General features: G+C 54.1%; 17 protein-coding genes and 1 other annotated feature. Of the genes, 14 read left to right on the forward strand and 3 right to left on the reverse strand.

Annotation, left to right across the window (positions count from 1 at the left end; translation table 11 throughout):
- The first annotated feature begins 210 nt into the window (after nucleotides 1–210).
- The 6 genes from FLT43_RS18415 to FLT43_RS18440 all read left to right on the forward strand — a co-directional run bounded on the left by FLT43_RS18415 (nucleotide 211) and on the right by FLT43_RS18440 (nucleotide 4,098).
- Entirely contained in the window at nucleotides 211–918 is a 708-nt protein-coding gene (locus tag FLT43_RS18415; RefSeq protein ID WP_087441516.1) for a DNA alkylation repair protein, read from the forward strand.
- A 12-nt stretch (nucleotides 919–930) separates the two neighbouring features.
- A complete protein-coding gene (locus FLT43_RS18420) occupies nucleotides 931–1,167 on the forward strand; it encodes a DUF6953 family protein (RefSeq protein ID WP_006678597.1) in 237 nt (78 codons plus the stop codon).
- A gap of 2 nt (nucleotides 1,168–1,169) precedes the next feature.
- A complete protein-coding gene (rnhA, locus tag FLT43_RS18425) occupies nucleotides 1,170–1,814 on the forward strand; it encodes a ribonuclease H (RefSeq protein ID WP_087441517.1) in 645 nt (214 codons plus the stop codon).
- Nucleotides 1,778–2,581 (forward strand): hypothetical protein, encoded by an 804-nt coding sequence (locus FLT43_RS18430; RefSeq protein ID WP_174818190.1) that lies wholly within the window; start codon nucleotides 1,778–1,780, stop codon nucleotides 2,579–2,581. The genes rnhA and FLT43_RS18430 overlap by 37 nt, the downstream gene beginning before the upstream one ends.
- 67 nt (nucleotides 2,582–2,648) lie before the next feature.
- A complete protein-coding gene (locus FLT43_RS18435) occupies nucleotides 2,649–3,158 on the forward strand; it encodes a spore coat protein (protein ID WP_127510933.1) in 510 nt (169 codons plus the stop codon).
- Between the two features lie 226 nt (nucleotides 3,159–3,384).
- A complete protein-coding gene (locus FLT43_RS18440; RefSeq protein WP_087441519.1) occupies nucleotides 3,385–4,098 on the forward strand; it encodes a YebC/PmpR family DNA-binding transcriptional regulator in 714 nt (237 codons plus the stop codon).
- Nucleotides 4,099–5,529: 1,431 nt separating this feature from the next.
- On the opposite strand, the gene pgmB is transcribed toward FLT43_RS18440, so the two are convergent.
- Together pgmB and FLT43_RS18450 are read right to left on the reverse strand one after the other, a co-directional pair.
- On the reverse strand, nucleotides 5,530–6,201 hold the full coding sequence (gene pgmB / locus FLT43_RS18445; RefSeq protein ID WP_087441520.1) for a beta-phosphoglucomutase: 672 nt from the start codon (nucleotides 6,199–6,201) through the stop codon (nucleotides 5,530–5,532).
- A gap of 63 nt (nucleotides 6,202–6,264) precedes the next feature.
- Entirely contained in the window at nucleotides 6,265–8,553 is a 2,289-nt protein-coding gene (locus FLT43_RS18450) for a glycoside hydrolase family 65 protein (protein WP_087441521.1), read from the reverse strand.
- Between the two features lie 115 nt (nucleotides 8,554–8,668).
- On the opposite strand from FLT43_RS18450, the gene FLT43_RS18455 reads away from it, so the two are divergent.
- From FLT43_RS18455 to FLT43_RS18490, 8 genes are all read left to right on the forward strand, one after another.
- Complete coding sequence (locus tag FLT43_RS18455; RefSeq protein WP_087441522.1) at nucleotides 8,669–9,412, forward strand: helix-turn-helix domain-containing protein; 744 nt, start codon at nucleotides 8,669–8,671, stop codon at nucleotides 9,410–9,412.
- Between the two features lie 24 nt (nucleotides 9,413–9,436).
- Nucleotides 9,437–11,242 (forward strand): sensor histidine kinase, encoded by a 1,806-nt coding sequence (locus tag FLT43_RS18460; RefSeq protein ID WP_087441523.1) that lies wholly within the window; start codon nucleotides 9,437–9,439, stop codon nucleotides 11,240–11,242.
- Between the two features lie 5 nt (nucleotides 11,243–11,247).
- Nucleotides 11,248–12,795, forward strand: coding sequence for a response regulator (locus FLT43_RS18465; protein WP_087441524.1), 1,548 nt, complete (start codon nucleotides 11,248–11,250; stop codon nucleotides 12,793–12,795).
- 186 nt (nucleotides 12,796–12,981) lie between these two features.
- On the forward strand, nucleotides 12,982–14,235 hold the full coding sequence (locus FLT43_RS18470; protein ID WP_087441525.1) for an ABC transporter substrate-binding protein: 1,254 nt from the start codon (nucleotides 12,982–12,984) through the stop codon (nucleotides 14,233–14,235).
- A gap of 137 nt (nucleotides 14,236–14,372) precedes the next feature.
- Nucleotides 14,373–15,317, forward strand: coding sequence for a carbohydrate ABC transporter permease (locus FLT43_RS18475; RefSeq protein WP_087441526.1), 945 nt, complete (start codon nucleotides 14,373–14,375; stop codon nucleotides 15,315–15,317).
- Between the two features lie 4 nt (nucleotides 15,318–15,321).
- Nucleotides 15,322–16,146: a carbohydrate ABC transporter permease gene (locus FLT43_RS18480; RefSeq protein ID WP_115057752.1), complete on the forward strand. Its 825-nt coding sequence runs from the start codon at nucleotides 15,322–15,324 to the stop codon at nucleotides 16,144–16,146.
- A gap of 18 nt (nucleotides 16,147–16,164) precedes the next feature.
- On the forward strand, nucleotides 16,165–18,297 hold the full coding sequence (gene bglX / locus FLT43_RS18485) for a beta-glucosidase BglX (RefSeq protein ID WP_087441528.1): 2,133 nt from the start codon (nucleotides 16,165–16,167) through the stop codon (nucleotides 18,295–18,297).
- Between the two features lie 74 nt (nucleotides 18,298–18,371).
- Nucleotides 18,372–20,438, forward strand: a complete 2,067-nt coding sequence (locus tag FLT43_RS18490; RefSeq protein ID WP_087441529.1) for an amylo-alpha-1,6-glucosidase — start codon at nucleotides 18,372–18,374, stop codon at nucleotides 20,436–20,438.
- Between the two features lie 99 nt (nucleotides 20,439–20,537).
- Here FLT43_RS18490 and trpS read toward each other — a convergent pair whose 3' ends face one another.
- A complete protein-coding gene (gene trpS, locus FLT43_RS18495; protein ID WP_087441530.1) occupies nucleotides 20,538–21,530 on the reverse strand; it encodes a tryptophan--tRNA ligase in 993 nt (330 codons plus the stop codon).
- 106 nt (nucleotides 21,531–21,636) lie between these two features.
- Nucleotides 21,637–21,888: a binding site (T-box leader), on the reverse strand.
- Nucleotides 21,889–21,916 lie beyond the last annotated feature (28 nt).

Genomic DNA, 21,916 nt, shown 5'->3' on the forward strand with positions numbered 1-21,916 from the left:
TGTTTAAACTAGCGTCCATAATAACTTTTCTATGTATGCTGCGGCAGGACTGCATTCCGATGCAATGGCTTGCGGAATAAGAGTCCATTAAAGGGTAATAATGGAATAAATGCACACTACTAACACTAGCATCAAACTCTACTTTTGTAAAGATTTATTTTGATAGCATGATATAATACACGCATAATCATTCTGCCCGAGGTGAAGCGCATGACCGTAGAAGACATCATGAAGAAGCTGGAAGCGATGGGCTCGGAGCAGACGAAAAAAACGTTCCTCCGGCATGGGGCCCAGGAGCCGCTGTTCGGCGTCAAGGTGGGGGACCTGAAGAAGCTGGTCAAGGATGTGAAGAAGGATCAGGCGCTCGCCCGAGCGTTGTACGAGACGGGCAACAGCGATGCGATGTACCTGGCCGGACTGACGGTGAACCCGAAGACGATGGACAGGGAGACGCTGAAGGCTTGGGCGAAGCGGGCCAATTGGTATTTACTTGCAGAGTATACGGTAGCAGGCGTGGCGGCAGAAAGCCCGCATGCCCTTGCATTGGCCCGGGAATGGATGAAGTCGGATGACGAGATGATCGCCACTTGCGGCTGGAGCACGTATGCGAACTATATCTCGATTACGCAGGATGAAGACTTGGATCTGGAAGAGATCCGCCAGCTTCTGCAGCAGATCGCGGGCATGATTCATAGCGAGAAGAATCGGGTGCGCTATACGATGAACATGTTCGTGATCGTCATCGGCTCCTATGTCCGGCCTCTGCACGAGGAGGCAGTCCAGGTGGCCGAGGCGATCGGGAAGGTGCAGGTTCATATGGGGCAGACCGCATGCAAGGTGCCGGATGCCGTACCTTATATCGAGAAGACAGTTGCCGCTGGCAAGCTGGGGACCCGGAAGAAGACTTGTATTTGTTAAGGAGTGGACAGGATGGAAGCGACCGCACAGCAGGTGGCGGAATGGATGGTATCCGAGATTCAGGCGAAGGGAGTCGTCCATCAGAGCGATGTGATTGCGTATGTGCGCGCTCATTTCGGCGAAGCGTTCGTATTCGTGAATGAGAGGGGCAATGCGTCGCTGGACAAGGAAGTGAAGAAGGCATTCCGGAAGCTGCACCGCGGCCGGATTGCCTGGGATCGGGACGGCTTCTGCTGGGGGTGGACATAATCATGGCACAGGCAAAATATTACGTCGTATGGGCCGGTCATCGTCCAGGCGTCTATTCAAGCTGGGCGGAATGCAAGGCGCAAACGGATAACTATAAAGATGCCAAATACAAATCATTTCCTTCCAAGGCCGCGGCGGAGCAGGCCTATCGGGACGGCTGGCAGAAGCATTGGGGCAAGAAGAAGGACGGGACAGGCTCGCCAGCCCGGGGAGGCGCGGCTTCCAGCGCCCCGTCGGCCGAGGTGGATTACGACAGCATCTCTGTCGATGTCGGCACAAGAGGCAATCCGGGGCCGGTAGAGTACCGCGGCGTGTCAACCCGGACGGGCGAGGTGTTGTTTGCCGTCGGTCCGGTTCCGAACGGTACCAACAATCTGGGAGAGTTCCTGGCTATCGTCCACTCGCTCGCGTATTTGAAGCGGAAGGGAAGTAACCAGACGGTGTACAGCGACTCTCGAACCGCCATGAAATGGGTCCGGGAGAAGAAGGTGGCCACCACCCTGGAGCGCAATGAGTCGACGAAGGAGATCTGGAATCTCGTGGATCGGGCGCTTGGCTGGCTCCAGACGAACACCTATGACAATAAGGTGCTGAAATGGGACACGAAGGCATGGGGCGAGATCAAAGCGGATTACGGCCGGAAATAGGGAGAGCCAGCCATGGCGGCAGAGTCAGACGGGGAGGAGAAATCAAGGTCGTTGAGCTGTTCCGGGAATGGCGGGCCCACCCGCCGGAATGGGCGAAGGAGCTGTATATCGCGCCTGAAGCCTATGCGCGGGCAGCGGGCTGGGAGCTGACGGCAAGCGGGCAGCGGCGGAATTTGTACGATATGGACTGCTACCCGGTAGGAACGGGGATGCCATTCGGGGAGGAAGGCGAAGGAGCCTCCATTCTAGGAAAAGGGGAGCAGCAGTGCGGCTGGTGCGGAAGCGAGTTGACCGTATTGTTCGATCTGCATCTGACGCACCCGCAGTTGAAGGGTTACGGCCTTCCATGGAACAGGCTGCGGATCGCCACCTGCATCAGTTGCACCTGCTACGGTTATATCTATACCGATGTCGATGCCGAAGGGCAGGTTCATTGGAGTCCATGGAACCGAGAGCCAGATTATTGGGTCAAGCCGGAAGAAGAGAGCGCCTTCAGGGAGGCCGCTCATTTGTTCCGCCTGTCCGCTTCGAAGCGAAGCGCCTTCCATGCGGCGAGCTGGATGCTGGAGGCGGCCTCCTCCCAGCTCGGGGGACATCCGACCTGGGTCCAGGATGCTGACTATCCCGCCTGTCCGGGCTGTTCTGCCACGATGAAGTTCGTTGGGCAGCTGGATTGGGAAGACGTGGAGGAATACGGGGAAGGAATCTATTACGCCTTCATCTGTCCGGATTGCCGGATCGCCGCCACGAATTACCAGCAGACCTAAGAAGCGGCGCCCTCCTGAGTGGGCAGGCACCGCCCGCCCAATACAGTCATATGCTACCCCATAAGCGATGGTGGGGGGATTAGGGTTGGCTGAGAGTGAACGGAAGGAGCATCTGGCATGGCATGAGACGATGGAAATGCATGAGCTGATTGCGTTCCAGGCAAACCATCTGATGGCGTTCAAAATGATGATAGACGACGTCAAGGATGCGAAGCTGCGCGTATTATATGAGGATGCGATCTACGCAATGGAGATCAACTTGAAAGATCTGCTCGGCTACTATCCGATGGCCCCTGCATTTGTTCGTCATATGGGAGACAGCACGGATATGACCAGATTCTACGCCGGGCATCTCCTTGGCTTCTGCAAGACGTCGGTTCGGAGCTATGCGATTGGCATTACCGAGACCTCGACCCCGTCGCTGCGCCTGACGCTGAAGAAGCAGCTCAATGCCGCAATCGACCTGCATGCGAGGGTGTTCCATTACATGCTGGATCGCGGTTATTATCCTTCGTACGATCTGCCAAAGCTGCTGGAGAACGATATGAAAAATGCCAACAAAGCATTGTCGATGTGAATGTTGCAGGTGGCCTCAAGGCTCTTTTTCTGTTTTTCCGGGAAAAGGGTCTTTCATTATGTAGCGGGGCTTGCTTAGAAACACTACCGTTGCTTGAGCTGGAATAGGCCTGTCCATCCACAAATCTTTACTGGTGTTTTGTGACCATTGTTGCTCAAGATTCCGCGAAGAGATATTATTATAAATATGATTGTGGACATTCAATGTGGAAAGTGAGCGAGTACAGATGGGGCGTAAATGGAATAACATTAAGGAAAAGAAAGCATCCAAGGATACTAACACGAGTCGTATATATGCCCGATTCGGAAGAGAGATTTATGTGGCTGCGAAGCAGGGGGAGCCGAATCCCGACTCGAACCAAGCCTTGAAGTTTGTAATTGAGCGCGCCAAAACATACAATGTGCCGAAAGCAATCATTGATCGTGCGGTTGAGAAGGCCAAGGGCGGTTCGGATGAAAATTATGACGAGCTTCGCTACGAGGGCTTCGGTCCGAATGGGACTATGGTGATTGTCGACGCGTTGACCAACAACGTGAACCGGACAGCGTCCGAGGTGCGTGCCGCATTCAACAAAAACGGCGGCAGCCTTGGTGTCAGCGGATCGGTCAATTATATGTTCGATCAGACGGCCGTCATCGGCCTGGAAGGCAAGACCGCCGAGGAAGTGCTGGAGATTCTGATGAATGCGGATCTGGATGTCCGCGATATCCTCGAAGAGGACGAGGCGGTCATCATCTATGCAGCGCCCGATCAGTTCCATGCGGTCCAGAATGCGATGCGTGAAGCGGGCACTTCGGAATTCACTGTGGCCGAGCTGACGATGCTGCCGCAAAGCTATGTCGCCCTCCCGGAAGACGTGCAGGCGCAATTTGATAAAATGATTGATGCCTTGGAAGATTTGGACGATGTGCAGCAGGTGTATCACAACGTCGATCAATAGAGGCTTGCCGCGGAAGGCACGCTGAATGAGATGCACTCCCTAGAAGAGACAAGCCCCCCTCCCGGGTATGGGTCATGTCTGAAGTGCACCCCTTTGAAATGACATCGGAACCCCCTAGGTTATCCGATGAAATCCAGGGGGTGCATTTTTATTTGATTATATACTCCTACTCATGAACCAGATTGGCATTTTGCTTGTCCTTGACCAATTCCAGAGCCTTCCCGGGGGGATGCTGACGTGAAAGCTGATATTGCTCATCGCGGCGCCTCCTTCATGTTACAGGCGTATATCTGTTCATACAATGAAGCGGTAATCGATGTTTCATCCCAACATATTGAAATGGAGAAACGAGGGCACAAAATGTCCAATGGAGTGAGTTGGAATGAATGTTGGCTTAACACAATCGGGTGTGCGACAGACCCTAGATTCTCAAAGCTCAAATTGCCGAAAACTGCAAAAATGCAGCTTTCCCTAATGCCATTTACTTCGTGACAGGAATTCCTGCAGAACCCAGGCTGTTGGAAAACCCCTGGAGGGGTGATTACCTAATCGAAACTTGGCATTCAGAGCGTCATCGCCTTCTGGAGACATCATAATATCCTGGGGTTTTAACGTGTGGAGGGAATTACTGCTATTTTACAGGAATTTCGGCTCAATGAGTCCACATTTCGAAGAATTGCTGCACAGCTACATCATTTTAGGCCCTTTTGAGCTAAGTCGAAGAGAAACGGGTGAAATTGCTGCAGTTTTACAGGATTCCCTTTCTGGTGAAGTCGTCCCTACCGAATTGCTGTATTTGAGCAGGATTTTGCCTACTGAATCAACGTGTCTTGAGAAACCGTGCAGTTTTGAGGACTTCGCCTATCGGATAGACATTTCATTGTGCAGTTTTCAGGCACTTCGATCAGATAAAATTTTTCTACTGAGAGACAAGTCCTGATGAAGTGCCCAAAAATCCTTGGACTTTCCTAACAGCCTGAAAACGGCATGAATTTCAGCAATTTGAAAGAGGTAGAAAGCAGAATCGGCAAGAATAATGTACTTTTGCAGGAATTGAATAAAATATCGGCACAAGGAGCGCAAATTGCTGCAGTGACGCAGGATTTCACTTGGTTATCCATCTGACTTCATTACATTATCCGTCTGATTCAGAACATCATCCATCTGATTCACAACATTATCCATCTTCCGCCGCTTCCCCCGGCACTTATTCTGCTGCTTTTCCTACAGCTTTCCCTGCCGCAGTCTTCCTGTCGGTATCTTCTAGGTTATCCCGTCTTTCGCTGCATCTTCTGCACGACCAATGGGGACAGCATCCACAACCAATGAGCGAGCGCCCACAACCAATGGGACAGCCTCGTTCCCTTGAAGCGAGTATACCAAAACAGGCAGAGACGGATGTCTCTGCCTGTTCACGTGAAATATCGCGGCTTACGAGAACCGCTTCGCCAGATCTTCGAACCGGAGCTGCGACGTGTTCTCCAGCACCAGGTCGGCGTGCGGGAAGGCGGCCGGGCTTCCGATGGCCACTGCGAACATGCCCGCGGCCTTGATGGCGTCCACGCCTGCGACCGCATCCTCGACCCCGATGCAGTACTTCGGATCGGCGTTCAGCGCGGCGGCGCCGGTCAGGAAGATTTCCGGATCCGGCTTGTTGTTCTTCAACTTCGCGGCATCCACGATGACGTCGAACTGATCCGCGATGCCGAGGCGGCCGATGACCGCCTGGGCGTTTTTGCTGGCGGAGGCGATCCCCATCTTCACGCCATGCCGCTTAATGTCAGCGATGAAGTCCGCGATGCCGGGCAGCAGGTCGGCAGGCGTCACCTTATCGATCAGCTCCTGGTACAGCTTGTTTTTCCGATCTGCGAGCTGCTCCATCTCTTCGTCCGTATAGGACGGCGGGGTTGACGCTTGGCTGAGCAGGAGCTTCAGGGAATCCATGCGCGAGACGCCTTTGAGATTCTCGTTGAATTCGCGGCTGAACGGGATTCCCAGCTCTTCGGCAATCGCGTTCCAGGCCAAATAATGATACTCGGCCGTATCCGTAATGACGCCATCCAGATCGAACAGGACAGCCTGCAGCGAACTTGTCTGATTCATCGTTATCGCTCCTCCCATAGGTTCCGGTTTCTTCTTCGTTGTCCTACTTACTTATTTACTTATTTACTTGGCGCCAAGCGGGCGATGAACCTCCCCGGTCTTGTCCAGGCTTACCGAATCGCCGTACAAGGCGATGTCCAGCTTGTCGCCTTCCAGCAGCTCAAGCGTGACGCCATCGCCGGCGACGCGCACGGCGATCAGGCTTCCGCGGAACGTAAGGCGGAAGGCGTATTGCTCCCATGCCGCCGGCAGGACCGGCGCGAGCGACAGCCCGCTCTCCTTCAAGCGCATTCCGGCGAAGCCGTAGACGATCGACATCCATGTGCCGCCCATGTTGGCGAGGTGCAAGCCGTCCTTCGTATTGCCGTGCGTATTGTCCAGATCGAGGCGCGCCGTCTCGATGAAGTAGTCGTATGCCTTGTCCACATCGCCGATCTTGGCGGCCATAATGCTGAAGATGCAGGAGGACAAGGAAGAGTCATGCGTTGTGATCCGTTCATAATAATCGTAAGACTGGCGGATAGTGTCGAGATCCTGCTCATCCTCAAGCAGGAAATGCGCCAGCACCGTGTCCGCCTGCTTGCAGACTTGATAGCGGTATATGGTCAGCGGATGATAATGAAGCAGAAGCGGGTACTTGTTCTTCGGCGTATTCTCGAAGTCCCAGACCGCCTTGCGCAAGAACGTATCATCCTGCGGGTTGATGCCCAGTTCTTCATCATACGGAAGCAGCATCGCCTCCGCAGCCTTATCCCATGCCTCGATTTCCTCGGAAGTGACGCCGAGGCGATCGCACAGCGCCTTCAGCCCCGCCGCATCGTAAGATTGCAGGATAGCGCAGCTCTTGGCCGCCCATTTCAGGTTATGCTTAGCCATCACGTTCGTATAGTAGTTGTTGTTGACCAGACAGGTGTACTCGTCCGGACCGGTGACCTCGTCAATATGGAAGGCCCCTTGATGGTAATGCCCGATCTCCGCCCAGAGGCGGGCCGTCTCGATAAGCACCTCGGCTCCGTAGGACAGCAGGAACTCGTTGTCCAGCTCGGCCAGATAATATTGGATGTAGCTATAAGCGATATCGGCGCTGATATGGTACTGCGCGGTGCCTGCCGGGAAGAAGGAGGAGCATTCCGTCCCTGCGATCGTGCGCCACGGGAACAGCGCGCCCCGGCGATGCCCCATCTCCCGCGCTCTCGCTCTCGCCTGATCCAGAATCGAATAGCGGTACAGCAGCAGCTGCTTCGCAATCTGCGGCTGGTTCATGAGGAAGATCGGGAACATATAGATCTCCGTATCCCAGAAATAATGGCCTTCGTAGCCTTCCCCGCTCAAGCCTTTGGCCGAGATGTTGCTGTGCCGGTCCCGACCGGCCGATTGAAGCAGCTGGTACAGATTGAAGCGGATGCCTTCCTGCAGCTTGTCATCCTTCTCGATGACGATGTCTGCCGACTTCCAGAAATTCTCCATATAATGCGCTTGCTCCGCAAGCAGATCGTCGAACGACATCGCCGCGAGCTGTTCATGAAGCGCAATGCCTTGCTTCACCAGACCGTCGCCGTGGCGCAACGTGTCGGTATAGATGCTGTATTTCGTGAAGCTCACCGGACCGGATACATCGGCCGTTGCTGTATAGACAACCTGCCCGGATGCGGCTTCCCAAGCTTCCTTCGCCTCGCCGTCGAAGCGGTGGCAGGCCACGCAGGCCGCCTGCAGCGATGACGCCATCGTCTCGTCCACGACATAGCCGTACGAGCCCTCGGTTCCGAAGTCCGCCACGGTCAGACGCTTGGCATGGCCTGCGCCGACGCGGGGATCATTCGGGTTGGTGTAGTTGGTCACATTGCCGTTGACCGTCGAGACAATCTTGATTCCGCCCGTGAAGTTGACCGGTTCGATCAAGATGTTGATAGCGAACAGCTCCCTGCGGATGAACGACACCAAGCGGCGGAAGGTCAGCTTCAGCTCCTTGCCCGATGGCGAGGTCCAGCGCACCGTGCGTTCAGAATATCCCTTGTCCAGATGAAGGCGGCGTTCGAAGGCCGTCACTTGGCCTTGATCGAGGCGGAACGGTTCTTCCTCGTCGCCGGCATAAATCTGGATACTCTGAGCGTCGATAAGATTGACCAGCTTCTGCTGCGTATCCGGGAAGGCGAAGAGCTTCTCCCCGTAAGGAATATCGATAACATCGTGAAAAGCGTTCAAATAGGTGCCGCGAATCGTCGGCATGGCTTCCCCGTAGCCTTCTTCGAAGTTGCCCCGCACGCCCAAGTAACCGTTGCCAAGAGCAAAGATACTTTCCATATTGAGCAGTGCGTCCGATGTCAAATCACGGTTGGAAATTGTCCAGGTCATGGTTGCGCAGCCTCCCTTGTGCGATTATGGTTTGAATTTTAGTTCGTAAAAGGATAAGATTATACTAAAATATTCAGATTATTATCAATATTTTTAGGTGAATGGAGAGAGATGCATGAACAAGTCGTATCATGCCGGGGACCGGCCGAGTTTCTTGTCGTCCCGCATGCAATACTTGCAGGATAATTATGTTCATCCTCCGTTCGATTATGAACAAGAATTGCTGGAGGCGATCCGGTTCGGCGACGAGACCAAGGCGCTCGATATGCTGAACCGCATCAACAAGCTGGAAGGTGCCGTGCTGGCTTCCTATCCGCTGCGCTCCAGGAAGAATGCCCTGATTGCTTCCTGCACACTGTTCACCCGGGCGATTATCAAGGGCGGCGTCGATGCGGAGACCGCCTTCCAACTGAGCGATACGCTGATTTTGGAGATCGAGCGGATGAGTGACGTAGATCGGCTTAACCTGTTCGAGTACGAGATGTTAATGCAGTTCATCGCTACGATCCGGCGGGAGAAGGAAGTGCTGCCCTATTCGCATATTGTCAATTTATCGGTGCATTATATTCGGGAGCATATTTTCCAAGATCTTGCCTTAAAAGGGATCGCGGCTCATATTGGCGTGCACCCGAGCTATTTGTCAGATCGCTTCAAGCGCGAGACCGGCATCTCCATTACCTCGTTCATTCACGCGAAGAAGGTGGAGGAGTCGAAGCATCTGCTCATTTATACGAATCAGTCCATTTCCGAAATCGCTTTCCTGTTCAAGTTCTGCAGCCAAAGTTATTATACACAGATCTTCAAAAAATTTACGGGCATGACGCCGAGACAGTTCCGCGAGGATAATTCCGGCAAGTAAACCTGAAAAAAGTAGGAATCAGCTATGAATAGACTGAAGCAGAAAATATTGCATTGGAGCCTCGAAAAGAAATTAATCGCGGCATTTTCCTGTTTTATTATCGTTCCGCTCTTGTTGATCGGCGGCATTGTGTCCTGGGTATATGTGGATAATAACCGGAATACGATGCTGGATGCCGCAATCGAGAACAACCGGCAGATTATGAACAATATCGACACGTCGCTGCAGCCGCTGCTGCGCCTGTCCATGTTCCCGCTCCAGGAATCGACCATACACCAGATTATGCGCAAGGAATACAGCAAGAAGCCGTATCCGATGCTGGAACGGGGGCGTGACTTCGACACGGTGAACGGGTTGATCCTGAACGGGATCATGCTGTACTCCGATCTGATCGATTCGGTCATCATTTATCATGAAAATGATCATGCCATTATCGGCCGCAGCAACAGCCAGTATTTGAACGTCTCCTACCTGGATAAGGAATTCATTCACGAACCGTTCGTCCGGAGAATTAAGGAGGAGCACGGAGGTTATGTTCCTATCGGGATCCATCAGGAGCGGCTGCTGTCGCCTCATGGGGAGCCGGTCGTGTCGATCGGGAGAGCCATTCTTGATCCATATACCAAAAAAGATCTGGGATTCATCCTGCTGAACATATCCGTTGACAAGCTGAAGACGCTGTGGAGAGATTCCGCCATTACGGAGAACACGAATTTTTATTTGATTGACGAGGACAACCGCATCATATACAGCAAGGATCGGAACGGGATCGGCCAGCCCGCTTCCAAAATTCTGGGGGAACAGTTCCGGGAGCTGTCGGGAGAGACGGTGACTCATGAGAAGAAGGATACTTATCTCATATCTTCCTCTTCCAAGCTGTCAAACTGGAAGGCGGTTACTGTCATTCCGAAGCATGAGCTGTTCTCCATCGTCTATCTGATGGTCGGGATTATGGCGGTCAGCCTTATCCTGCTGCTGGTGCTGTCCATCCTGATCTCGGCCCAGATTGCGACCATGATCATGAAGCCGCTGTCGGACTTGAACAGCAAGATGAAGCTGGTCTCCCAGGGCCAGCTCAATGTGGAATTCGATAAGCAGTATGGCGAGATCGGCATTATCAGCAATACGGTGGATAATATGCTGAAGGAGATAAGGGGCTTGATAGGGCGGATCTACCGCGAGGAAGAAGAGAAGCGGGATCTGGAAATGATCGCCCTTCAATCCCAGATCCGGCCGCATTTTATTTACAATACGCTGAACGTGATTAAGTGGATGGCCAAGATCCAGGGCGCCACCGGAATCGAAGAAGCGCTGCATGCGTTCTCGTCCGTTATCAAATTCACCGTAAAAACGAGCGGCAACTATGTCACGATTGCCGATGAGGTGGAATTTATCAAGAATTATACCAATATTCTCGATTACCGTTATATGAACAAATTCGAGGTGACCTATGATATCGATCCCGGCGTCCTCTCGTATAAAACGTTGAAATTTCTGCTGCAGCCGTTGGTTGAGAACGCGGTGTTCCACGGATTTACCGGAATCGACTACAAAGGCAGCCTGATTATTTCGATACATGAAGATAAGGAACAAAATGAGCTGGTGATGCAAGTATCCGATAACGGGCGCGGCTTTCCGGAAGAAGGACAGGAGCCGCGGCATGAGGATGGGCCGCGCGATCCGTTCAACTCCATCGGCATTGCTAATGTGCGAAGCCGCATTGAGCTTCATTTCGGAACGGAGTACGGCTTATGGATCACAGGCCGGGAGCAGGGCGGAACCGTCGCGACAATCCGGGTTCCGGTTATCAACGAAGAAACGGCAGGGTGATATCGATGCGATTGCTAATTGTAGATGACGAGCCGCTTGTCAGAATCGGGATTAAATCGGCGATCGATTGGGATAAGCAGGGCGTGGACATTGTCGGGGAAGCGGGGGATGGCGAAGAAGCGCTTGAGATGATGAGAACGCATGCGCCGGATGTCGTCCTTCTGGACATCAAAATGCCGAAGATAGACGGCCTTGAAGTGCTGAAAGCGATGAAGGAGAGACATATTCCGGCCAAGGTCATTATTTTGAGCAGCTTCGATGATATTTCCTATGTGAAGCAGGCGCTGAAGCTAGGGGCGGTCGATTATTTCCACAAGCCGGATATTAACGAGCGCGAGCTCGTCACCATGCTGACGGCCATCAAGGAGCAGAACGCCGCGAATGGTACGGAAGCGGCCGTCCCCGCAGCCGGGAGCTCCAGCCGCCAGGCAGACCAGGCCTTGCTTGACGCGCTCCATGGCCATTCGCACAATATGTCGGCGACGGGGCTGCAGGAAGGAAATCTGTACGTGGTGCTGTTCGCCGTGAAGGACTATGACAAGGTCATTCGAAGGTATACCGCAGACACGGAGTCGGTGCTCCCCAATACGATTCGGAACATCGTCTCCGAACTGCTCTCCAAGGAGAAGGAGATCGAATATGTGCAGCTGGATCAGCGGCGCAGCGCCGTCTTCATCAGCAACAGCGAGCTGAAAAGCTTGCTGGCCTCATTGACCCGGGTCAATGAGAAGGTTCAAATGATCGGAGCCGCTCTCAAGCGGTTCGTCAATATTGAGCTGGTGTTCGGCATCAGCGACTGGTTCGCCGATTTCAACGGGATAGCGAACGGCTACGCCCAAGCGGAGGAGGCGCTCTCGCGCAGCTTCTATCATTCGAATGCTTCGATCTTCTATTATCAGCATCTGAAGCGGCCGAGCGAGGATGCCGTGGAGCGGGCCGACGCGTATGTCTCGGAGATGAAGGCGGCGCTGAGAGAAGAGGCGGATCAGACCTTCATGAGCCTGTTGACCCGCTGGGAGGGACATCTCCGTCGGGAGGAATGCCTGGACAAGAAGGAAGTGCGTAAAATCTATGAAGGCCTGCTGTTCATGATGGGGGAAGACGGCAATGAGCTCGACTCCCCGGACGGCGACGGCAGTGCCGCTGAGTTGGAGAACTTCGAACAACTGTCGGCTTATTACCGGACGATCTTCATGAAGCGCGCGCAGGACAGGGAGCGGGAGGACAAAGGCTACAGTCAATTGACGCGGAATATCATTCAGTATACACATGAGCATTATCAAGAGCGGTTATCCTTGAAGATGTTGGGCGAGCTGTTCCATGTCAGCCCGAATTATGTCAGCAGGCTGTTCAAGCAGGAGGTAGGAAGAGGTCTGTTCGACTATATCAATGAGCTTCGAATCGAGAAGGCCAAAGCCCTGCTCAAGGACTACCGTTATAAAATTTATGATATTGCGGAAATGGTAGGCTTTAATAATCAAGCCCATTTCTCCATTGTGTTTCAAAAATATACGGGCCTGTCCCCAATGCAATATCGCAAAGAAAAAGTGTGATTATAGAAAAAAAAGCACAAAAATTTATAAAAATGATTTTTTCGGTGCAGTATACAAAAAAGAAAAGGGCCGAGTTGGCCGATATTTTGAAATTAATCATTATTTGATTAATTTTTTTTGTATCCATTTCATCTTATGCTGAAGTAGCAAGGGAAAGTCCAACATACTACATGGGGGGTACCGTACATGCGCAAGATGAAGAGAAAGATCTCGGCGACGTTGATTCTTTGTCTGGCCCTGCTTGTCGGCTTGACGGCCTGCGGAGGCGGCAAAGCGGACAACACTGCGGATCAAGGAAAAGGCAACGAGGCTGCCGGCGAAAAAGTAACCGTTAACATGGGGTTCTGGGGCACCGCGCAGGACTTGAAGGTCTATCAGGATGCAGCCGCGACTATTTCCGAGCAATATCCTGACATTGAACTGAAGATTAAGCAATACCCAAGCAGTGAGCAGTTCTGGAATACGCTTCCTGGCGAGATCGCCGCAGGAGTGGCTCCGGATTTTATCAAAATTTCCAATGAAGGCGCTTTTGAGTATATCAATAAAGGATTGTTCACTCCGTTGGACGAGATGATCAGCTCGACGCAGGTTGACATGACTCGCTTCCCGGAAGCTTCGATGAAGATCTGGAACGTAGACGGCAAGCAATATGGCGTGCCGAACAGCGACATGCCGGCAATGTTCCTGATTAATGAGGCGATGTGGAAAAATGCGGGCCTCGGCGATTACCCGACAACCTGGGACGAGGTAAAAGCGGCGGCGAAGAAGCTGAATACCGATAAAGTGAACGGTATTATCATCAATCTGGACGCATTCCATATCACCAACTATGTGAAAAGCTTCGGCGGCGGCTGGGGAAATGGCAAAACGATCAACTCCCCAGAGAACGTAAAAGCGCTGGAAACGATTATCGAGATGTACAATGACGGTCTGGCCGTAACGCCGAAGGCGCTTGGCTTCGGCTGGGACGGCGAAGTGTTCAGCAATGAGCTGGGCGCGATGAGCACGGGCGGATACTGGTACAAAGGCTTCCTGAAGGATGCGAATCCGGATCTGAAATATGCCGCGATTCCGGTTCCGAAGGGCACGGCCAACGGCAGCACGATGAGCTCCGACGCTTACGTGGTGCTGAAGGATGCCAAAAACAAGGAAGCAGCGCTTAAAGCCGCTTACTACATGACGAATGACAAGACGCAGACCGAGTTCATGGAGCTGGGTTACAACCCGGCCGTTCCGGAGCTGTCGAAGCAATACTTCGAGAAGAATCCAGAGTTCAAGCCAGTACAGCCTGCGCTGGAATACAGCACGGACTATGGATATCCGACAGATACGAAGCGGTTCACCGACGAACTGGTCAAGCAGTTGGAAGAACGAATTCTTGGCGGTTCCGGGAAAACGGCACAGCAAATTTTGGACGATATTCAGAAGCAATTCCAATAAGGTGAGTCGGCCGTCTTGATTGCTGCTCCTTTCTCCCTCCCCGGGAGGGGGAGCAGTACCTTTTTATCTGTACGTGACAACGACACAGGTTGTCGTTCACACAGGCCGCTTACACTTTCAGTACCAGGAGGAAAACAATGTCCAAACATGGCAGCAACAACGCGGAAGTAAGGGGGGCGAAAATTAGGCAATCCTGGTTCCGTTCCCTGGCGGATTCCGATATGACACTGGGCTGGATGTTTTCACTACCTTTTCTAATTTTATGGGCATGGTGGTTTTTATATCCGTTTATCCAGTCCTTCGTGAGAAGCTTTCAGGATGCGAACTTTGCCAATCTCGATCAGGCCAAGTTCATCGGACTGGACAACTATATTACGATTCTTCAAGACAAGGAATTTTTCCGGGCGGTGCTTCATTCCCTGCAAATCGTGGTCTTGTCTGTTCCGATTCAGACGCTGCTTGGCTTGCTGCTGGCGCTGGTCGTGAATCAGAACCTGAAGGGGAAGGGAATCTTCCGAACGGTCTTTTTCCTCCCCTATATTACGTCCCAGATTGCGATTACGACGGTATTCATGATGCTCTTCAAGAAGGGGACGTTCCTGACGGACTTCTTCGGCATGCTGGGCTTCGGCAATGTCACCTGGTTCGCGGACACGAGCTATGCCTTGCTGTTCGTCTGCATCCTGTTTATTTTCCAGCAGGCGGGTTTCACGATGATTGTGTATTTATCCGGGCTGCAGGAGATTCCGAAGGATCTGTATGAGGCGGGCGAGATCGACGGCGCTTCGAAATGGCATAAATTCCGTTATATTACGGTGCCTTCGCTGCGGCCGATTACGTTCTTCATCGTCTCGGTCTCCACGATTACCGGCTTCCAGATTTACGACCAGATCGCGGCCATCTCCCGATACGGCGCGCTCGGTTCGCCGGCCGGCGCCACGAGCACGGTCGTGACGTATTTCTACCAGCACGGGATCCGTTATATGAACATCGGTTACGGAAGCGCGGCCGTCGTGCTGTTCTTCTTCATCATTATGTTCATTACGTTCCTGCAAAAAAAACTATTGGACGAGAAGGGGTGAGCGCATGAAGACTCGAAGCAGAACCGGGAGGCTTTTCCTGTACCTCGGCGCGATCCTGATTGGGCTCTTGTTTGCCCTTCCTTTTCTCTACACGATCTATACGTCGCTCGTTCCGATGCGATACGTCAACAAGTTGGTGTCGCCTGGAATGTGGACGCTCGACAACTATAAAATGTTCTTCACCAATGAAGCGTATGATGTGCCAAGATGGTTCCTCAACACGCTCATTATGACGGGGATTGTCGTGATAGGGAATCTGATCATTAACCCGATGGCGGGATTCGCGCTCGCCAAGCTCGATTTCCGGGGCAAAAGCGTTATCTACTGGATTGTCGTCGCGACGATGATGGTTCCTTACCATATGATTTTGATTCCGGTATACGTCAATGTGGCCCAGCTCGGCTGGCTGAACACATTCTGGGCATTGACGGTGCCTTTCTTGTACCAAGGCCTGTATATCTTTATGCTGCGCCAATTCTTCATCTCGGTGCCGAACGAATTCATCGAGGCGGCCCGGATTGACGGCTTGACGAAGATGGGCGCCTTCTGGCGGATTGTGTACCCGCTGGCCCGTTCTTCGCTGATTACGATGTCGATTCTTGCTTTTGCCGGAACATGGAACAGCTACCTGATTCCGAGCACGCTGGCCAATACGCCGGAGAGATATGTGCTCGTCGTCGGTCTGAACAGCGTGAAGGATATGTTCTTCGAGAATACGCCGCTTATTATGGCGGGGGTCGTTCTCTCTACGCTGCCGATTATCATCTTCTTTTTCGTGTTCCAGCGCCAATATATTGAAGGCATTTCCAATGCCGGCGTCAAAGGCTGATGGATGGAGGGAAATGGTATGGAGAAGAGCGAGAAGAGCGGGTTGGAGCAATGGAGAAGCCGGGCGGAAGAGCTGCTTGGCACAATGACGCTGGCCGAGAAGATCGGCCAGACCGTGCAGTACGGCCGCTGTGAGGAGCGGGAGCGGGAACTGATCGCGGAGGGGAAGGTCGGTTCGCTGCTGAACGTGCACGGCGCGGATAAAGTGAATGAGCTGCAGCGAATCGCGGTAGAGCGGAGCCGGCTGGGCATTCCGCTGTTGATCGGCGATGATGTCATACACGGCTTCCGCACCATCTTCCCGATTCCGCTCGCCGAAGCGGCGAGCTGGGATCTGGACGCAATGGAGAAGAATGCCTGCATCGCGGCGATCGAGGCGGCGGCGGAAGGAATCCGCTGGACGTTCGCTCCGATGGCGGACCTTACGCGCGAGCCCCGCTGGGGGAGAATCGCAGAGAGCACGGGAGAGGACGTCTACCTGTCGTCCCTGGCCGCGGCCGCGAAGGTTAGAGGCTTCCAGAGCCTGAATGCGGAAGGCTTCCCGACGGTTGCCGCCTGCGTCAAGCATTTCGCCGGATACGGCTGGGTGGAAGGCGGACGCGACTACGATACGACCGACATGTCGGAGCGGACGCTGCGGGAGACCGTGCTGCCGCCTTACCTCGGCGGCATTCAGGCCGGCGCCTTGACCGTCATGAGCGCCTTCAGCGAGCTGAACGGGGTGCCCGCTACGGGCAGTTCCTACTTGTTGCGGGATATTTTGCGGGAGGAATGGGGCTTCACCGGCATGGTGGTCAGCGACTGGGAATCGATCGAAGAATTGATCTATCACGGCTATGCGGAGGATCGCCGCGATTCCGCCCGCAGAGGGCTGCTTGCCGGGGTCGATATGGACATGCATTCCGGCGTCTACCTGGAGCATCTGGAATCGCTCGTGGAGGAGAGCCCTGAGCTGATGAAGCTGCTGGATGAGGCGGTGCTGCGCATTCTGATGGTGAAGTTCCAGCTCGGCTTGTTCGAACGGCCGTATGTCGATGCCGGAGAGCCGCCAGCGGCTGGCATTCCGGCGGAACACGCGGAGCAGGCGAGAGACAGCGCGCGCAAGTCAATCGTGCTGCTGCAGAACGACAGCGGCATCCTGCCGCTCGATGATGAACGGCACCGAAAGATCGCCTTGATTGGCCCGTTGGCGGATGACCGCCACAACTCGATGGGCTGCTGGGCCTGGAAAGGCCGGGACGAGGATGTTGTAACGGTATGGGATGCGTTCCAATCCGAGATTGGGCCTCATGCCGAGGTGTGCTATGAGCCGGGCAGCGGCATCAACGAGGCGATCCCGGGCGGCATCGATCGCGCCGTCGAGCTGGCCAAGCAATGCGATGTCGCCGTCGTTACGGTGGGCGAGAGCGAGGCGATGACGGGCGAGCATTACAATGTCGCCTCGATTACGCTTCCGGCTTGCCAGGAGCGTCTGATCCGGGAGCTGAAGGAGAAGACCGCTACGCCGGTCATCGTCGTCTTGATGAACGGGCGGCCATTGGCGACCGAGTGGGTGCACCGCCATGCCGATGCGGTGGTGGAGGCTTGGCACTTGGGGACGATGACCGGCTCTGCGCTCGCCGATGTTCTGACGGGCCGTCATAACCCGAGCGGCCGCTTGCCGGTCACGATCCCGCGTTCTACCGGACAAATTCCGATTTATTATAACCGTAAAAATACGGGCCGCCCGCATTTGTATGAGGATTATATCGATTGCGACGATTCGCCGCTGTATCCGTTCGGGTACGGCCTCAGTTATACAACGTTCCATTATGACGATCTGCAATTGGAACGAAGTGCGATTCACCGGGATGAGTCGGTCTCCGTCTCTGTCCGGGTGTCGAATGCGGGACCGCGCGCCGGGGAAGAGACGGTGCAGCTGTATATCCGCGATCTGGTCGGAAGTACGACGCGTCCCGTCAAGGAATTGAAGGGCTTCCGCAAAGTCTTCCTGCAGCCGGGAGAGAGCCGGACGGTGAGCTTCGAGCTGACGCCGGCAGAGCTGGGGCTGCTGGATGAGCAGTTCCGGTTCAAGGTGGAGCCGGGCAAGTTCCATATCTGGATCGGGCCTCATTCCGAGGAAGGCTTGCAGGGTGAATTGACGGTAACGTAGAGGATCGTCACGAACCAACGAGATAGAAGGACCTGCCGTTCACGCAGAAACTATGAATAGATGGGAGATCGATGATGGACTATCGCGTAATCAAAGAAGGCGAGCTGTTTTTCCTGACAGGTCTGGATGGAGATATCGTCGCTGGCGACGATCAGGGTCATGGATTGTATATGAAGGACACGCGTTATCTAAGCCGTATGGAAGTGTGGATTGACGGCGAGAAGCCGACACTGCTCTCTTCCGTTGGCGACAAGAGTTACTTGGCTTCCTTCCGATTGATGAAGGACAAGAAGGATGAAGGAGCCATTGAAGTGCTGCGGGAGCGGTTTATTTATGACGGCATTTTATATGAGCGCTGCACGTTAACGAACTATTTTACGCATCCGGTCGAGTTTGAATTTTCGACCATCTTCGATGCGGATTTCCAGGACATGTTCCTGGTCCGGAAGTATCGCACCGGCGAAGTGGGCAAGCAGGAGGAGACGCGGGCGGGCGACCGGGAGTTGGCCCTGTCGTATCTCGGGGCCGACAATATTAGAAGAGGGACGCGCATCGCGTGGGATGCGGAAGGAACGGCGGATGCGAGCGGCACGGTGCGCTTCCCGCTGTCGTTGGACACACGCCAGAAGAAGGAGATTACGTTCTTCATCACTCCGACGTCGGATCATCATCCGGCAGCTGCACCATTGACGTATGAAGAAGGGCTGCGGAAGCTCGAGGCATCTTATGTCCAATGGTACGAGAACAGCTCGAAGGTAAGCACGGATTCGGAACGATTCAACGGGCTGTTCCAGCGGGGGCTTCAAGATCTGCGCATGCTGACGACCGATGTCGGTTATGGCGATACGACGGTGGCGGGACTGCCGTGGTTCGCCGTCCCGTTCGGAAGAGACAGTCTGATCACGGCGCTGTTCATGCTGCCTGTCAATCCCGACATTGTCAAGGGCACGCTTAGAACGCTTGCGGCGTATCAGGGAGAAAAGGTCGATCCGTGGAGAGACGAGCAGCCGGGCAAGATTATGCATGAGATTCGGTTCGGGGAATTGGTGACCACGAAGCAATCGCCGTTCTCGCCATATTACGGCACGGTGGATGCGACGCCGCTGTTCCTGGCCGTGCTCGGCGAGTACTACCGTTGGACGGGAGATCTCGCTCTCGTCGAGGAATTGAAGCCGAATGTCATCCGCGCGCTGGACTATATCGATTCCGCCCTGGAAGCGGGCTCCGGATTCGTCGCTTACCGTCAGGAGGCGGAGAAGGGATTCCCGAATCAAGGATGGAAGGACTCGGCGAACTCTATCGTGCACCGCTCCGGCGAATATGCGGAAGCTCCGATCGCATTGTCCGAGGTGCAAGGCTACGTCTATCAGGCCAAGAAATCGCTTGCTCCGATTGTGGCTGTCATGGGCGAAGCCGAGTGGGGGCAGCGATTGGAGGAGGAAGCGGAGCAGCTGCGCGCGCGCTTCGAGTCTTCCTTCTGGATGGAAGACGAGCAATGCTATGCGATTGCGCTCGACAAGGATCAACGCCAGGTCCACAGCGTCACCTCCAATCCGGGCCATCTGCTGATGACCGGCTTGCCGGAGGCTTCCAGGGCGAAGGGACTGTCCCAGCGCTTGATGAAGGACGATATGTTCAACGGATACGGTATCCGTACGATGAGCACGGATGCGGCAGGCTACTATCCGATGAGCTATCATAACGGCAGCGTCTGGCCGCATGACAATGCGATGATTCTGCTCGGATTGGGCAAGCTCGGCTTCAAGCAAGAGGCGGGACGAGTCATATCGGGCCTGATCGAGGCTTCTTCCTTCTTCGAATATCAGCGGCTGCCTGAATTGTTCTGCGGCTATGGATCCGAGACCGGCCATCCGGTCCCTTATCCGACGACATGCTCTCCGCAGGCCTGGTCCGCGGGAACGTCGATCGTCTTCCTGCAGGCCATGCTCGGATTGTACCCGGATGCCGCGAAGCGGGAGATCGCGCTCTCGCCGTTCCTTCCGGAAGGAATGGATCAATTGAAGGCCGAGCGCATCGCCATCGGTTCGGGTCATCTGTCGGTAAGCGTCACCCGCCGCGAGGGCGAGTCGTTCACCGTTGAGGTTTTGGAGAATACAACGGGATTTGAATTGATTCCATAAGGCAATATTGTGCACCCCTTAGAATCGCATGGGCCTCTTGTCGGGCCTTTGCGAAGGCATTCTAAGGGGTGCCTGCTTATGGCTTAATGTGCCGGAACACTAACGTTTAAAATAATTCAACCTCATTGCCTCGCGCACCTCCAGCATCGTTTCCTTCGCGGCGAGACGCGCCTTTTCCGTACCTGCGATCATGATCTCGTCGATTCGTCCGGGATGCTTTAGATAGTCTGTTCTGCGCTCTCTCATTGGTTCGAGCAGATTGTTAATGCTTTGGGCTATTTTTTGTTTGCATTCGGCGCAACCGATTTGTCCCTTGGAGCAGCTATCATAGATCTCGTCGGCTCCTTCCTTGCGGAATGCTTGATGATAACTATATATTGGACATACCTCGGGATGGCCGGGGTCGTTTTTATGGATGCGGGCCGGATCGGTTTTCGCCCGTTTCATTTTTTCCTTAACCTCTCCAGCCGTCGAATCGAGCGGCAGCGCATTGCCGAGGCTTTTGCTCATCTTATGATTGCCGTCCAGCCCGACGAGGCGAGGCACGTCGCCTACCAACGCTCGCGGTTCCGGCAAGACCGGCCGGTATAACTGGTTGAACCGGCGCACGATTTTCCTCGTCTGTTCCATCACAGGCAACTGATCTTCCCCGACAGGGACGAGCGTCGCCTTGCAAAAAGTAATATCCGCCGTCTGACTGACCGGATAGCCGAGGAAACCATAGTACATCTCTTGGTAGCCCCGATCCTTGGCTTCGGATTTGATCGTCGGATTGTGGCGCAGCGAATTGACGGTGACGAACATCGAAAAATAGGCGGTTAGCTCCGCGATCTCCGGGATAAGGGATTGCACGAAAATGGTCGCTTTTTCCGGATCGATTCCGGCCGCCAAGTAATCGAGTGCCACGTTGCGCAAATGGCCCTGCAGCAGTTCGGGGTGCTCGAAGTGAGTCGTCAGCGCCTGCACATCCGCCAGGATGAGGTAGGTGTCGAATTGATGCTGCAGCTCGACCCGATTTTTGAGGCTGCCGGCGTAATGGCCAAGGTGAAGCTTGCCGGTTACCCGATCTCCCGTTAATATACGCTCTTGCATAGAGATTCCTCCTTATGATCTGCCATACTTCTGCTTCACTGGAGAACCACCAGCCGTCATCCATGACCATCACCCCCTGTGCAAAATAAACAAAAAAACCCCGTCAGCAAAGGACGAGGTTATCGTGGTACCACCTTCATTAATCGCCGCAGCGATTCACTCTTGCGTACGGAAGGAACATCTTCCTTCGATACGCCTCTCATGATAACGGAGAGAGAATCCCGGCCACGCCTACTCCCAGGTTCAGCGAAGCGACTCAGAAGCCCATTCGGCATCAGGCGAGGATCGGTTCACAGCAGCCACCGACTCTCTGGACCTCGATCTCTGATACGTACTTGCTCTTCTTCCATGTCGTTAATTTGGATACATATGTTGGACATGATTTT

This window comes from Paenibacillus thiaminolyticus (assembly GCF_007066085.1).
Classification (GTDB): Bacteria; Bacillota; Bacilli; order Paenibacillales; family Paenibacillaceae; genus Paenibacillus_B; species Paenibacillus_B thiaminolyticus.